Source organism: Methylomarinum vadi (genome assembly GCF_000733935.1).
In the GTDB taxonomy this organism is placed as follows: Bacteria; Pseudomonadota; Gammaproteobacteria; order Methylococcales; family Methylomonadaceae; genus Methylomarinum; species Methylomarinum vadi.
The window spans coordinates 1069060-1083365 of record NZ_JPON01000001.1 but is presented as its reverse complement, the minus strand read 5'-3'; the positions used below and the strand labels follow the sequence as shown (position 1 = coordinate 1083365).

Annotated in this window: 11 protein-coding genes and 1 pseudogene; 6 read left to right on the top strand and 6 right to left on the bottom strand. The window is 52.5% G+C overall.

All coding sequences use genetic code 11. The annotated features are described in order from the left end of the window. The first annotated feature begins 51 nt into the window (after positions 1-51). From EP25_RS0105490 to EP25_RS0105470, 4 genes and pseudogenes are all read left to right on the top strand, one after another. Positions 52-1365 (top strand): YhjD/YihY/BrkB family envelope integrity protein, encoded by a 1314-nt coding sequence (locus EP25_RS0105490; protein WP_031432961.1) that lies wholly within the window; start codon positions 52-54, stop codon positions 1363-1365. 8 nt (positions 1366-1373) lie between these two features. After that, positions 1374-1682, top strand: a complete 309-nt coding sequence (locus EP25_RS0105485; RefSeq protein WP_031432960.1) for a hypothetical protein — start codon at positions 1374-1376, stop codon at positions 1680-1682. 56 nt (positions 1683-1738) lie between these two features. Then, a pseudogene (gene tnpA, locus EP25_RS0105480) lies at positions 1739-2170 on the top strand (IS200/IS605 family transposase). A gap of 100 nt (positions 2171-2270) precedes the next feature. Then, a complete protein-coding gene (locus EP25_RS0105470; protein WP_031432959.1) occupies positions 2271-2531 on the top strand; it encodes a PilZ domain-containing protein in 261 nt (86 codons plus the stop codon). A gap of 11 nt (positions 2532-2542) precedes the next feature. Here EP25_RS0105470 and EP25_RS0105465 read toward each other — a convergent pair whose 3' ends face one another. Next, positions 2543-3076, bottom strand: a complete 534-nt coding sequence (locus tag EP25_RS0105465; protein ID WP_084190967.1) for a putative metalloprotease CJM1_0395 family protein — start codon at positions 3074-3076, stop codon at positions 2543-2545. Positions 3077-3150: 74 nt separating this feature from the next. On the opposite strand from EP25_RS0105465, the gene hrpA reads away from it, so the two are divergent. Both hrpA and EP25_RS0105455 read left to right on the top strand, forming a co-directional pair. Further along, positions 3151-7038 carry an ATP-dependent RNA helicase HrpA gene (gene hrpA, locus EP25_RS0105460; protein ID WP_031432957.1) on the top strand — a complete coding sequence of 1296 codons (3888 nt, stop codon included), beginning with the start codon at positions 3151-3153 and terminating at the stop codon, positions 7036-7038. A 189-nt stretch (positions 7039-7227) separates the two neighbouring features. Then, positions 7228-7944, top strand: coding sequence for a rhomboid family intramembrane serine protease (locus EP25_RS0105455; protein WP_031432956.1), 717 nt, complete (start codon positions 7228-7230; stop codon positions 7942-7944). A gap of 111 nt (positions 7945-8055) precedes the next feature. On the opposite strand, the gene EP25_RS0105450 is transcribed toward EP25_RS0105455, so the two are convergent. Genes EP25_RS0105450 through EP25_RS0105430 form a run of 5 tightly spaced genes read right to left on the bottom strand, consistent with a single transcriptional unit; the run spans position 8056 to position 14025 of the window. Then, positions 8056-8268, bottom strand: a complete 213-nt coding sequence (locus tag EP25_RS0105450; protein ID WP_031432955.1) for a formate dehydrogenase subunit delta — start codon at positions 8266-8268, stop codon at positions 8056-8058. Positions 8269-8277: 9 nt separating this feature from the next. Then, positions 8278-9117 carry a formate dehydrogenase accessory sulfurtransferase FdhD gene (gene fdhD / locus EP25_RS0105445; RefSeq protein ID WP_031432954.1) on the bottom strand — a complete coding sequence of 280 codons (840 nt, stop codon included), beginning with the start codon at positions 9115-9117 and terminating at the stop codon, positions 8278-8280. A 4-nt stretch (positions 9118-9121) separates the two neighbouring features. Then, the gene (gene fdhF, locus EP25_RS0105440; RefSeq protein ID WP_031432953.1) at positions 9122-11977 is read right to left on the bottom strand and encodes a formate dehydrogenase subunit alpha; all 2856 of its coding nucleotides are present in this window, start codon (positions 11975-11977) and stop codon (positions 9122-9124) included. A 21-nt stretch (positions 11978-11998) separates the two neighbouring features. Continuing rightward, the gene (locus EP25_RS0105435; RefSeq protein WP_031432952.1) at positions 11999-13549 is read right to left on the bottom strand and encodes a formate dehydrogenase beta subunit; all 1551 of its coding nucleotides are present in this window, start codon (positions 13547-13549) and stop codon (positions 11999-12001) included. Next, the gene (locus EP25_RS0105430; RefSeq protein ID WP_031432951.1) at positions 13546-14025 is read right to left on the bottom strand and encodes a formate dehydrogenase subunit gamma; all 480 of its coding nucleotides are present in this window, start codon (positions 14023-14025) and stop codon (positions 13546-13548) included. The genes EP25_RS0105435 and EP25_RS0105430 overlap by 4 nt, the downstream gene beginning before the upstream one ends. Positions 14026-14306 lie beyond the last annotated feature (281 nt).

Here is a 14306-nt window from a genome sequence, read left to right as displayed (position 1 = left end):
AGAGTTAAGCTTAGCTAATGATTACTGAAAATTCTTCCGAATATAGTTGAAATGTTAACCAAAACCACTGACTTTATTAAAGAAGGTATCTGGTTGATACAGGAAAACAGGCTTAGCGGCGTGCAAGCGCTTGCCGTTAAATTCTTGCGTATCGTCCTGTTGTCTTTGCAGGGGTTTGTTAGGGATCTTTGTCCGCTACGCGCCTCGGCCCTGACTCTTTATACCTTGTTGTCCATCGTGCCGGTCATCGCATTATTGTTTGGCGTCGCCAAAGGGTTCGGCTTCGAAAAGATGCTGCGTGAGCGGTTGCTGGAACAAACGCCCGAACAAGATACGATGATGATTCAGCTGATCGAGTTCGCCGAAAACATGCTGGCCAATACCAAAGGGGGCGTCGTCGCCGGTATCGGTATTGTGCTATTGTTTTGGACCGTGATCAAGGTGATCGGCAATATCGAAGAGTCTTTCAACCATATTTGGAAAGTCGAACGGAATCGGAATCTAGCTAGAAAGCTCAGTGATTACTTGTCGATGATGCTGCTAGCGCCGGTTCTATTGATTTTATCGGGCAGCATCACCGTGTTCGTCAAAACCAAGCTGACTTGGTTGATGGAAGTTATTCATTTACCCGAATTCGGCACCCAATTAGTTCTCTATGCGTTGAGTTTTTCGCCTTTGCTGATCATGGCGCTGTTGTTTACCTTTATCTTCATGTTTATGCCGAACAGGAAAATTAACGTTAAAGCCGGCCTTGTTGCCGGGATCGTCACCGGCATTCTTTATCAATGGGTGCAGTGGGCTTATTTGACATTGCAAATTGGAGCATCCAGCTATAATGCCGTCTATGGCAGTTTTGCCGCCTTGCCGTTGTTTCTGATCTGGCTGCAACTGGGTTGGTTCGTCGTGTTGCTGGGGTGTGAATTTTCCTTTTATATTCAAAATTATGCCAGTTATTGCCATAACGAAAAATTTTCCGAATTAAGCCTTTCCCTAAAGAAAACCTTGGCGATGCAGATCATGCATATTATTGTAAATAAGTTTTTTCTTGGCGAACGCCCCCTAAATGCGGAAAGTATTGCAACGCAATTGAATCTGCCATTATCCGTCGTGCAAAAATCCCTGGATACGTTATTGCATAGCGGTTTAATCGTGGAACTCAAGGTAGAGGAAGAAGAAGCCATGGTTTATCAGCCGGCCTACGATATCAACCGGATGTCGGTGGCCGCCGTCATCTCGGCAATTGAGTCTGCCGGCAGGAATCAATTGCCCGATGCTAAGGGACTAGAGCCTTTCACTTCGTTGTCCCAGGAATGTCTGAATAATTTGGAACGCAGTAGCTGTAACAGACTGTTGGTGGAAATCTAGGGAAGGCGATGAAAAGTATAGGCTTGCTACTATTGGGCATATGGCTGATTGCGATCGCTTTATTGGATTTGACTCATTGGCATTTTAGCCATCAACGGACGGTGCTGGCCGTGCTGGCGCTAATATCGGGAAGCGTCGTGCTGTTGTCCGTGATCAAGACGCGTTTTTCAGAAATTGGCTTACTTTTATTGTCTATCTGGTTGATCTTACGTAGCTTGATGCAATTGTTTCATGTTACATTTCCGCATAGTGCATTGGTTGCCGATATCCTGGCCATCGCCAGCGGCTTGTTTTTAATTATCCATCATAAGGTTTAAACCACCGGCTTTAGCCGGTCAGCTTTAGCTGCGATAATTTGCCCAAGGAGGTGGCGATGGACTATAGATACGGCAGCCATACGGTTTACCAAATTGAGTATCATTTTGTTTGGGTTACGAAGTATCGTTATAAAGTGCTGAAGGATGAAATAGCCGAACGAGTGAGAGACTTGGTGCGGCAGACATGCGAAGCCTTTGAGATACGGATTATCAAAGGTGTCGTGAGCAAAGATCATGTGCACATTTTGGTGAGTGCGCCGCCGACTATGGCCCCAAGCGAAATCATGAGGCGAATCAAGGGACGAACTTCGAGCTATCTGTTCGAAGAGTTCCCGCACTTGAAAAAGCGATATTGGGGTCGACATTTTTGAGCCCGCGGTTATTTTTGCGCCACAGTGGGGCAAATGACTGATGAGATGATAAAGCAATATTTGGAGCATCACTTTGAACCTAATCCAAACGATAATTTCAAGATGGAGCCCGACTAAGACGCGTCGTTTAGTCGACGCGTATCCGGACTTTCAGTCCGTTATTGGAACCCACCCGCTTGAGCGGGTGGTTGTTTAGTTTGCGTAAATAATAATCATAGTGAGCAACAACAAACGTAGACATATTCGGTTACGGCACAGCGCCGAAATCAGTTTACAGATTTCCCCTGACGATCCTATGATCGTCACCATGCGGGATTTTTCCGACAGCGGATTGTATCTGTTGGGCTGCGACGATAAAGTCGAGCTAGGCGATATCGTCTCGGTAAGAACTCTGGAATTCGACGATGCGCCGACGCAACAGGGCAAGGTGGTCAGGATAGAACCGGGTCAGGGCTTTGCCATTGAATTCATCAGCTAATCTCGGCGCTGTCAGACGGTAATGTCGAGCGTGATGCCCGGAGGGTGGCGGCTTGGTTCGCCTTCCGTTTTTAGCCGCAATAATTCCAATTGAGCTTGATTAGCCATGGCCGCGGCCTTGCCGGCCACTCTCTGGTCTTGCGATGAAGGTTTGCTCGGAGCCAATGCCGCGCGCCGGATCATGTCCGCTTTTTTCAAGGTGGCCTCGGGATCGCCGGCGATCTCCGCGATATCGATGTTGACTTCGCCGCCGATGGCATAGCGTTTGCCGTCCAGGCCAGTCGCGTAGGTAAAATTGGCGCCGCCGAGGGCGAGATTTCCCGCCGCTCCGAGATGGGCCTGCTCATGGGCGCGAACTTCCCGGTCCCGTGTTTCTAATTGCTGAACGGCTTTGAGCTCTTCAAGCGACAATGCATTCTGTGCCGGTGCCGGCCCCGGCGTTTTTTTTGTTCTGTCTGATGTTTGTGAGCCGTCGTCGCCAAGACGAATTGCGGGCCTATGGCTCCCGCCGGTTGTGTTATGAATGGGGCTTACGGATGACAGCATGGTTCTCGGGTATCGGTAATGCAAGTTACACTCATCAAAGTATATAATAGTCGGATTTTTTCTGTCAGCGTTAAATGTCTGTTTCCGATACTCTAAAGCTATTGTCCCGCAAACTTCCGGTCTGTATGAACCAGGACCGGCATGCCTGCAAACGACAACTGGATCGGCTGCGCGGCGATTATCAAAAAGGCAAGAATCCGGTCGATAAGGTCGCCGCATTATGCGACAGGATCGAGCGTTCGATTGCGAGACGAAATCAGCGCAAGGCCGGCAAGCCGGTCATTAACTTTCCGGATTTGCCGGTCACCGAAAAAAAAGACGACATCGCACAATTGATCAAGCAGCACCAAGTCGTCATTGTGTGCGGCGAAACCGGCTCCGGCAAGACCACGCAATTGCCCAAGATTTGTCTCGAGGCAGGACGGGGGGAAGCCGGTTTCATCGGCCATACCCAGCCGCGCCGTATCGCCGCCCGCACGGTGGCCGACCGCATCGCCGAGGAGTTGGGGCAGGGGGTCGGCGAGTCGGTCGGTTATAAGGTGCGCTTTCACGACAAAACGCACGAGCGCTCGTTGGTCAAGCTGATGACCGACGGCATCCTGCTGGCCGAAACCCAGAATGATCCCTATCTGAACCAGTACGATACGATCATCATCGACGAGGCGCACGAACGCAGCCTGAATATCGATTTCCTGCTTGGCTACATGAAATGGCTGTTGCCGAAAAGACGTGACCTGAAACTGATCATCACTTCAGCGACCATCGATCCGGAACGGTTTTCCAAACATTTCGACGACGCTCCGATCATCAACGTTTCCGGCCGCACCTATCCGGTGGAGATCCGTTACCGGCCGATCGAATTAATCGAGGAGGACGACGAGACTTCCGCCGATCTGCAGCAGGCGATACTCGATGCGGTCGACGAACTGCACCGCGACCTGCGCGGCGACATCCTGATTTTCCTCAGCGGCGAACAGGAAATCAAGGAAACCACCGATTCGCTGAAAAAACACCACGGCAACCGTTACGAAATCCTACCCTTGTATTCCAAGCTTAGTGTCAGGGAGCAGGAGCAGGTGTTCAAACCTAGCGGGAGGCTGCGTATTGTGCTGGCCACCAATGTCGCCGAGACGTCATTGACCGTGCCCGGCATTCGTTGCGTGATCGACAGCGGCCATGCCCGCATCAGCCGCTACAGCCATCGCAGCAAGATCCAGCGCCTGCCGATCGAGAAGATTTCCCAGGCCAGCGCCAATCAGCGGGCCGGGCGTTGCGGCCGGGTCGCCGAGGGTATTTGTATCCGACTGTATTCGGAGGAGGATTTTAAGGCGCGTCCGGAATTCACCGAACCGGAGATTCTGCGCACCAACCTATCCTCCGTCATCTTGCAGATGACGTCGCTGAAGCTTGCCGATATCGACAAATTTCCGTTCGTCGAACCGCCCGAAGACAAGATGATTCGCGACGGCAAGACCATGCTGCATGAAGTTAACGCATTGGACAAGGGCGGCAAGCTGACCGTAGTCGGCAAGCAGCTGGCGAAAATCCCGACGGATCCTAAGTTGTCGCGCATGCTGTTGGCCGCGGCCAAGAATAATTGCCTGACCGAGGTGGCTATCATCGTCTCGGCGCTGAGCATTCAAGATCCCCGTGAAAAACCGGCCGATAAGATGCAGCAGGCCGAAAGCAAACATGCGCTGTTTAAGGCCGAGGACTCGGATTTCCTGAGTTTGCTGAATCTCTGGAATACTTACGAAGAACAGAAAAAGCATTTATCGAACAACAAACTGCGTAAATATTGCCGCGACAATTTTTTGTCTTATATCCGGATGCGCGAATGGCACGATATTCACAGCCAGATCATGCAGGTGATCAAGGGAGAGTTGAAACTCAGGCCCAATCAGGTCGAGGCCGGTTACGCCGAGATCCATCGATCCTTGCTGACCGGGTTATTGTCGAATATCGGTTTTCGTCATGAACAATACGAATATGTCGGCGCGCGCAATCTGAAGTTTTACATTTTTCCGGGTTCCGGCCAGCACAAGGCGCGGCCGAAATGGTTGATGGCGGCGGAACAGGTGGAGACCTCGAAGGTCTATGCGCGCACCGTCGCTAAGATCGAGCCGGAATGGATCGAGGAGTGCGCCCAGCATCTGGTCAAGCGCAATTATTACGATCCGCATTGGGAGAAAAAAGCCGGCCGCTGCGCGGTTTACGAAAGAACCTTGTTGTATGGCTTGACGCTGCAGGCCGGACGCAAGATCCCCTATGAACGCATCGATCCCAAGGCGGCCCGGGAAATCTTCATCCGCTGCGGCCTGGTCGCCCAGGATTACCATACCAATGCACCGTTCTATAAAGCTAACCAGAAATTGTTGGAGGAGGTGGGGAAGATCCTGCACAAGGGAAGACGGGTCGATCTGGTGGAAGACGAGGAGTGGCTGTACCAGTTTTACGACAAGCGCTTGCCGGAAACGGTTGTCAACGGCATCACGCTGGACCAATGGCGCAAAAAAGCGGAAAAAGACAATCCCAGGATTTTGTTTTTAACCAAGGAGGACCTGACCCGTCACGATGACGAAAAGGTCACCGAGTGGGACTTTCCGGACCACAAAAGAATCGGCGATTTGACCCTGGAATTGCAATACCGTTTCGAACCGGGCCATGACGAGGATGGAGTTACGGTCATCATTCCGGTGCATCAGCTCAACCAATTGCATCGGCAGCCGTTCGACTGGTTGGTGCCGGGGATGCTGGAAGAAAAAGTGATCGCGCTGATCAAGACATTGCCAAAACAATTGCGCAAGCATTTCGTGCCGGTGCCACAGACCGCGCAACGCTGTCTGGAAATCGAGCCGGATTTCAAGGGCTCGTTGTTCGAATGGCTCAGCAACAGGCTGCGCAAACTGACCGGCGAATCGATCCCGTTGAACGAATGGCAACCGGACGCGTTGCCGGATCATCTGAAGATGAATTTCCGCGTCGTCGATGAAAAAGGCCGCTCGCTTGCCTATGGGCGAAACCTCGATAAACTGCAAAAACAATATGCTCAACAAGCCGGCGATAGCTTCGAGCAGTTGGCCGCGGACGAGCTCAATTACAGCGGCTGCATCGCCTGGGCTTTCGATGATTTGCCGGAAACCTGGCAGTTCATGCAGAAAGGACAATCTTTCGTCGGCTATCCGGCGATTGTCGACGAAGGCGATGCCGTGGGCGTGCGTATTTTCGATACGATGCAAAAGGCGATATTGGCGCATGAGGCGGGATTGAATCGGCTGTTTCAATGTCAATGTCGCAAGGAATGCAGATATTTGCAAAAGAATATTCCGCTGCCGCAACGGAGCGTTATGATGCTCGACCAATTACCGAAACATCCATTGTTGGCGGACAGGGAAGGAGCGGATTTGCGCGAGGATATGTTGTATGCCGTATTCGCGGCCGTGTTCGTGCAACAGGGCGATATCCGCAGTCAACAACAGTTCGAGTCGGCTGTGGCGGAACGGAAGAACCTGTTGATTTCGGTGGGTAACGAAGTGGGTAAATTGTTGTCCGACATTGCCGAACAATATTCGATCGTGAAAAGCCAGCTAAAACAGCCCGGTGTAACCGGAGCGATGGCGAACGACATCAGGGAACAGTTGAATTTTTTGTTGTACAGTGGTTTTGTGCGACATACGCCGCTAGCGCAATTAAAACATTTTCCGCGCTATTTAAAGGCAATCGCCTATCGTTTGGAAAAACAGAAAAACGAGATTCAGGCCATGCAGGAGCTGACTAGATTCTGGGTTCGCTACTGGAACGATGTTAAGGAAAAAATGAAGAGTGAAATCGTCACTCCCGAACGGCAGGCATTTCGTTGGGCACTGGAAGAGTTTCGCGTTTCATTGTTTGCCCAGCAATTGAAAACCGCTTATCCTGTCTCTGCCAAGAGATTGGAAAAACTTTGGAACGAACATTTTTAAAACGCATAGGTCTATTTAAGCTACAGATTATAAACATCAAACGTGAAGCAGAAGCTGTTGATTGCCAGAGGGAAGTATTTACGCCATCGCTTGAAAGCTCCTGGCAGGGAGCGGACCTGCTGTAAGTTCATAGCCATTTAAAATAAAGTCTTCTTTACCTATAACCATAATAATTTAACGGCATGTTTTATGATCCCCATTAGAGATACGATTCCCTGTAATACCACTCCGGTAGTCACTTGGTCGATCATGGCCATTTGCACGGCTGTTTTTTTGTTCATGCAGTTGTTGCCGGAAGAAGGGCAGCGGCAAATACTCTATCTCTATGGCATGGTGCCTATCCGTTACTCGCATCCCCAGTGGGCATACGGTTTTGGCTTGCCGCCTGACCATTATTTGTCGTTTCTGACCAGCTTGTTTTTGCATGGCGGCTGGGGACATATTCTGATGAATATGTTGTTCCTATGGATATTTGCCGATAATATCGAGGATTTGATGGGGCATAGCCGCTTTTTGGTGTTTTATTTGTTATGCGGCTTATTGGCGACTTACGTGCAATGGCATTTCGATCCGGAAATGGCTTTTCCCGTGGTTGGGGCGTCCGGGGCGATCGCGGGCGTTTTAGGCGCGTATTTTTTTCTATACCCTTACGCTCGGGTCATCATCATGATTCCGATTATCATTGTTCCGCTATTTTTCGATGTCCCAGCGATTGCCTTCTTAGGATTGTGGGTCATATTGCAATTACAGAAAGCGACCACGGCCGTCATGTTCGAGGGGGTCAGCATCGATGTCGCCTGGTGGGCGCATTTGGGCGGATTTCTCGCCGGCGCATTCTTGCATCCTTTGTTTTTGAAAAAACGTCCTGTGAGCGAGCCGCCTGCTAACGAGGGGGATGGGGAATAACTCTAGGTTACAGCGTGGAAAACAAGGATTGTTTACCCGTTAGTAATGACAGAGTCAATCGGGTTAAGCGCGAAAAGCACGCGCTTAACCCGATGCTAAATAGATTTCTGTTTATTTACCTAGTCTGCGGACGGCTTCGGCGACGATATCCATCAGATCGTTTCCGCCCTGTTGCAGATAGTCGATAATCTGGTTCCGCATGCGCGGTTCCCAGAAATTTTTCAGATGTTGTTCGATGCCGGCGATGGCGACATCTCTGTCAGGTTCCGATTGAAAAAAAGCACCGATATTATTGGCCATTTTGACCAGATTTTGATTGTCCATAGAGTGTGTTTATGAAGCGATAGTCTGATAATGTTGAATACGATAGGGGTGTGTATAGATGACATGATTGTCATTGCGGGCAAATCCGACGAGGGTTAAACCGCATTCTTCGGCCAATTTGATCGCCAAGCCGGTCGGCGCGGAAATCGCCGCCATTACGGTAATGCCGACGCTTGCCGCTTTTTGTACCATTTCATAACTGGCCCGGCTGGTAATCAATAAACAACCTTGATCGAAGGTCTGCTTGGTTTTGGCTAACGTACCGATCAACTTGTCCAGAGCATTATGGCGGCCGATATCTTCTCTTAACACGGCAATTCCTTGACCCGGTCTCAACCAAGCCGCCGCATGCACCGAACCGGTCAGTTGGTTCAGCGATTGCTGTTTCCTCATGGCCGCAAGCGCGGACATTATTTGCTCGGCATCTACGGTCAGGCCCCGGCCCACCGGAGGTGGTTGCCTGATGGCCTGTTCCAATGTGGTGGCCCCGCACAAACCGCAGCCGGTGCGGCCGGTCATGTTGCGGCCTTTATCCAGAATACAGCTGAAACGATTTTCAGGGAGCCGCATTCTAACCTCGATGCCTTTGGCGCGCTGCACCACATGAATCGACAGCAGTTCCGACGGATGCCGAATAATGCCCTCGGTAAGACTGAAACCAAGGGCGAAATCCTCCAAGTCCAGAGGCGTCGTCAGCATCACGACATGCGGCTGATTATTGTAGACCAGTACAATCGGTACTTCTTCGGCGACGTAGTCTTCCTTGCGGACATGGTTGGCGCCTTGCCAACTGTCCACCGATCCTTGCCGATAACTGGGCCAGCCTAATTCAGCCGCGATGTCGTCCATGGCGTTAATCGTGCTCGTGGGCCGCTATGCGATTCTCCAGCAATGATTGCTGTTGTTCGCTGAAACTACGGTATTCTTCCTGCCATTCCGAAGGATGGCTGACCTTCGCGACATGCACCGCGGTGACCTTGTATTCCGGACAGTTGGTCGCCCAATCGGAATTGTCCGTGGTGATGACGTTGGCCCCGGAATGCGGGAAGTGGAAGGTCGTGTAGACCACGCCCGGTTGGACCCGGTCCGTAATCAAAGCCCGCAATACCGTTTCGCCGGAACGGCTCTTGACGCCAACCCAATCGCCGTCGGCGATGCCCAGTTGTTCGGCATCATGCGGATGGATTTCCAGGCGATCCTCTTCGTGCCAGACCACGTTATCGGTGCGGCGGGTTTGCGCGCCGACATTGTATTGCGACAAGATACGGCCGGTCGTCAGAATCAGCGGGAACTTGCGGCTGGTTCGCTCCTCGGTCGGGATATATTGGGTCAACATGAAACGCCCCTTGCCGCGGATGAAATGATCGGCGTGCATGGTGGGGGTGCCGTCCGGCGTTTCGTCGTTGCATGGCCATTGAATGCTGCCCATGCGTTCGATTTTTTCGTAGCTGACGCCGGCAAATTGCGGGGTCAAACGGGCAATTTCGTCCATGATTTCCGACGGATGAGAGTAGTTCATCGGGAAACCAATGGCATTGGCTAAGTCTTGGGTCACTTCCCAGTCTTCCTTGCCGCCCAATGGCGTCATGACCTTGCGTACCGGCGAGATACGGCGCTCGGCATTGGTGAAGGTGCCGTTTTTCTCCAGGAAGGACGACCCCGGCAGGAATACGTGGGCGAACTTGGCTGTTTCGTTCAGGAACAAATCCTGGACGATGATGCACTCCATTTCACGCAGGGCATGATGCACATGCTTGATGTCGGGATCGGACTGCGCGATGTCTTCACCTTGGACGTACAAGCCTTTAAAGCTGCCATCGATCGCCGCGCCGAACATGTTCGGAATCCGTAGGCCGGGCTCGGCCTGCAATTCGACATTCCAGGCATTCTCGAACAGGGTGCGGGTTTCCACGTCGGAGACATGGCGGTAACCGACGAATTCGTGTGGGAACGAACCCATGTCGCAAGAGCCCTGGACGTTGTTTTGACCGCGCAGCGGATTGACGCCGACGCCTTCGCGGCCGATGTTGCCGGTGGCCATGGCCAGGTTGGCGATGCCGATGACGGTGGTCGAACCCTGGCTGTGCTCGGTCACGCCCAGGCCGTAGTAAATCGCGCCATTGCCGCCGGTGGCGTAGAGTCGGGCAGCGGCGCGGATAGTTTCGGCCGGCACACCGGTGACTTCTGCCATTGCTTCCGGCGAGTTTTCCTCCTGAGCGACGAAAGTTTTCCATTTTTGATAGGACTCGATATCGCAGCGCTCGTCAATGAAGCGTTCGTCGGTCAGACCTTCGGTGACGATGACGTGGGCCAGTGCCGTCACCAACGCGACATTAGTGCCGGGACGCAGTTTTAAATGATAATTCGCTTTGACGTGCGGCGATTTGACCAGGTTGATGTTGCGCGGGTCGACGACAATCAGTTTCGCGCCTTCTCTAATGCGCCGCTTCATCATCGAACCGAATACCGGATGGCCGTCGGTCGGGTTGGCGCCGATGACCATGATGACGTCGGATTTGCGGATCGAGTCGAAATTCTGGGTGCCGGAGGATTCGCCGAAGGTGTTCTTCAGGCCGTAACCGGTAGGCGAATGACAGACCCGGGCGCAAGTGTCGACGTTGTTGTTGCCGAAACCGGCGCGAACCAGTTTTTGCACCAGGTAAGTCTCTTCGTTGGTGCAGCGCGACGAGGTGATGCCGCCGATGGAGTCGCGGCCGTATTTTTGTTGCAGGCCTTTCAGTTTGTCGGCCGCGAATCGAATGGCCTCTTCCCAGGTGACTTCTTGCCAGGCGTCGGTGATTTTTTCCCGAATCATCGGTTTAGTGATCCGGTCTTTATGCGTCGCATAACCGAAGGCGAAACGACCCTTGACGCAGGAATGGCCATGGTTGGCCTGGCCGTTTTTGTCAGGAACCATGCGCACGACTTGCTCGCCTTTCATCTCGGCGCGGAAGGAACAACCAACCCCGCAATAGGCGCAAGTAGTGATGATGCTTTCATCAGGCTGGCCGTGCTGAATCACCGAATTTTCCATCAGCGTCGCGGTTGGGCAAGCCTGGACGCAGGCGCCGCAGGAAACGCATTCCGAATCCAGAAAATCTTGGTTTTGCCCGGAGGCCACTTTCGATTCGAAGCCGCGGCCGTCGATGGTCAGGGCAAAGGTGCCTTGGGTTTCTTCGCAAGCTCTGACGCAACGTGAACAGACAATACACTTGGAAGGGTCGAAACTGAAATACGGGTTGCTGGTATCCTTGGTGGCGGACAAATGGTTGTCGCCTTCATAGCCGTAACGAACTTCGCGCAGGCCGACCTGGCCGACGGTATCCTGCAGTTCGCAGTTGCCGTTGGCCGAGCAAGTCAAGCAATCCAGCGGATGATCGGAAATATACAATTCGGCGACGCCGCGACGGATATCGGCCAATTTGTCATTCTGGGTACAGACCTTCATGCCTTCGGCCACCGGGGTGGTGCAAGAGGCCGGGTAACCGCGCGCGCCTTCGATTTGCACCAGGCACATGCGGCACGAGCCGAATGGGTCCAAGCTGTCGGTGGCGCAAAGTTTGGGGATGCTGATGCCGGCCTCGGCCGCCGCGCGCATGACCGAAGTGCCTTCGGCGACAGTAACTGTGCGGCCATCGATCTCCAAAGTAACTTGATTGGTGGAGGAACTGGCCGGAGTGCCGTAATCTGTTTCTTTATTCATGCTCATGAGTAATCTCCTGGCTGACTGCTAGGCTGCATCGCTGGCCTTGTCGAGGCCGAAATCTTCGGGAAAATGATTCAAGGCGCTGAGTACCGGAAACGGCGTCATGCCGCCCATCGCGCACAATGAACCGTTAATCATCGTGTCGCACAAATCGCGCAACAGTTGAGTGTTCATGTCTTTTTGCCTACCTTCCACGATACGGTCGATAACCTCGACGCCTCGGGTCGAACCAATCCGGCACGGCGTGCATTTGCCGCAGGATTCCTCGACGCAGAATTCCATTGCATAACGGGCCATCTCGGCCATATCGACCGTGTCGTCGTGGACGACGATGCCGCCATGGCCGACTACCGCGGAAATCGCGCTGAAAGCCTCGTAATCGAGCGGAGTGTCGAATTGTGATTCCGGCACATAGGCCCCCAGCGGTCCGCCCACTTGAACGGCGCGAATCGGACGACCACTGGCGGAACCGCCGCCGTAATCATAAAGGATTTCGCGCAAGGTTAGACCAAAAGCCGCTTCGAATAATCCCGGGTATTTAATGTTGCCGGCCAATTGCAATGGTAACGTGCCGCGCGAACGCCCCATGCCATAATCGCGGTAATACTCGCCGCCCTTATCCAGAATGATGGGCACCGAAGCCAACGAAATGACGTTGTTGACGATAGTCGGTTTGCCGAACAAGCCAACAATGGCCGGCAGTGGCGGTTTGAATCTGACCAAGCCGCGTTTGCCTTCCAGGCTTTCCAGCAAGGAAGTTTCCTCGCCGCAAATATAGGCGCCGGCACCCAGGCGAACTTCCAAATGAAAGGATTTGCCACTGCCGAGGATGTCGTCGCCCAGATAGCCGTTGGCATAGGCTTTTTCGATTGCCTCGTTCAACGCCGCGCCGGCATGCGGGTATTCGACGCGCAGATAGATATAGCCCTGGGTGGCGCCGACCGCGAGCCCGGCGATGGTCATGCCTTCGATCAATACGAACGGGTCGCCTTCCATGACCATGCGGTCGGAGAAGGTTCCGGAATCGCCTTCGTCGGCGTTGCAGACGATGTATTTTTGTTCGGCTGGGGCGTTCAGGACCGTGTTCCATTTGATCCCGGTGGGAAAGGCCGCGCCGCCGCGTCCGCGCAGGCCGGAATCGGTGACTTGCTGGACGATATCTTGCGGAGACATATCGAGGGCATTGCGCAGGCCCCGATAACCTTCATGGGCCAGATAATCATCCAGCGAAACCGGGTCGGTAATGCCGACGCGGGCAAAGGTCAGACGGTTTTGGTCCTTGAAATAAGGCAGTTCTTCGATGTTGCCGAGGTATAAAGGATGTTCCTTGCCTTCCAGCATGCCTGCTTCGAGTAAGGCGGGGATATCCTGGCTTTGTACTGGCCCATAAGCGACTCGCCCTGCCGTTGTCTCGACCTCGACCAAGGGCTCGAGCCAAAACAATCCCCGCGAGCCATTGCGAACGATTTCGACGTTCAGTCCTCCGCTTTCACAAGCTTGCTGCAAGGCTGAGGCGACCTGATTGGCGCCTAAGGACAAGACAGTTGAATCGCGGGAAATAAAAACTCGTGTCATTCTACGGCACCTCTGTAATTGGCGATGATTTCATCGAAACGTTCCGGCGTAACACGACCGTAGACTTCGTTATTGACGGTCATGGATGGGGAGCAGGCGCAGTTGCCGAGACAAAATACCGGTTCCAGGGAAAATTCACCGTCGGCGCTGGTTCCATGCCAATCGACATTTAGTTGCTTCTTGGCGTGTTCTTCCAATGTCTTTCCATTCATGGCTTGACAGGATTCGGCTCGGCACACGCGAATGGTGTTTTTACCGGGAGGGGTTTGTCTGAAATAATGATAAAAACTGATGACGCCATGAATCTCGGCAATCGACTGGTTCAATGCATCGGCAATATCGGCGACCGCTTCGGTTGGAATGTAACCCAACGCATCCTGAATGCCATGAAGGACGGGTAGCAGATTTCCCGGCATCGATTCATGCTCGGCCAAAATCTTTGCCACAACGTTTTTTTGAAGATGATAATCCTGCATCATTACACCGTAAATGATTAAATGAGTGCCGGACATTTAATCATAAAAAAACCCAATCATGCAATTTAAAACAGCATCGGCTAACGGCCTGTAATCGAGATGTGGTGCGGGTATTGGATTATTCCAAATAGGGTTTAAAGACGCTGTGAAACATAAGGAAATATGGCCAAACGGCGAATATCTGTTGTTCGAATAAAAGGTTAGGGAGATAAGTTGATAATCTGTTTTTCATAATAATATTGACATTAGTGTGGTTGTATGCATTCAAAGGCGCGGCATTA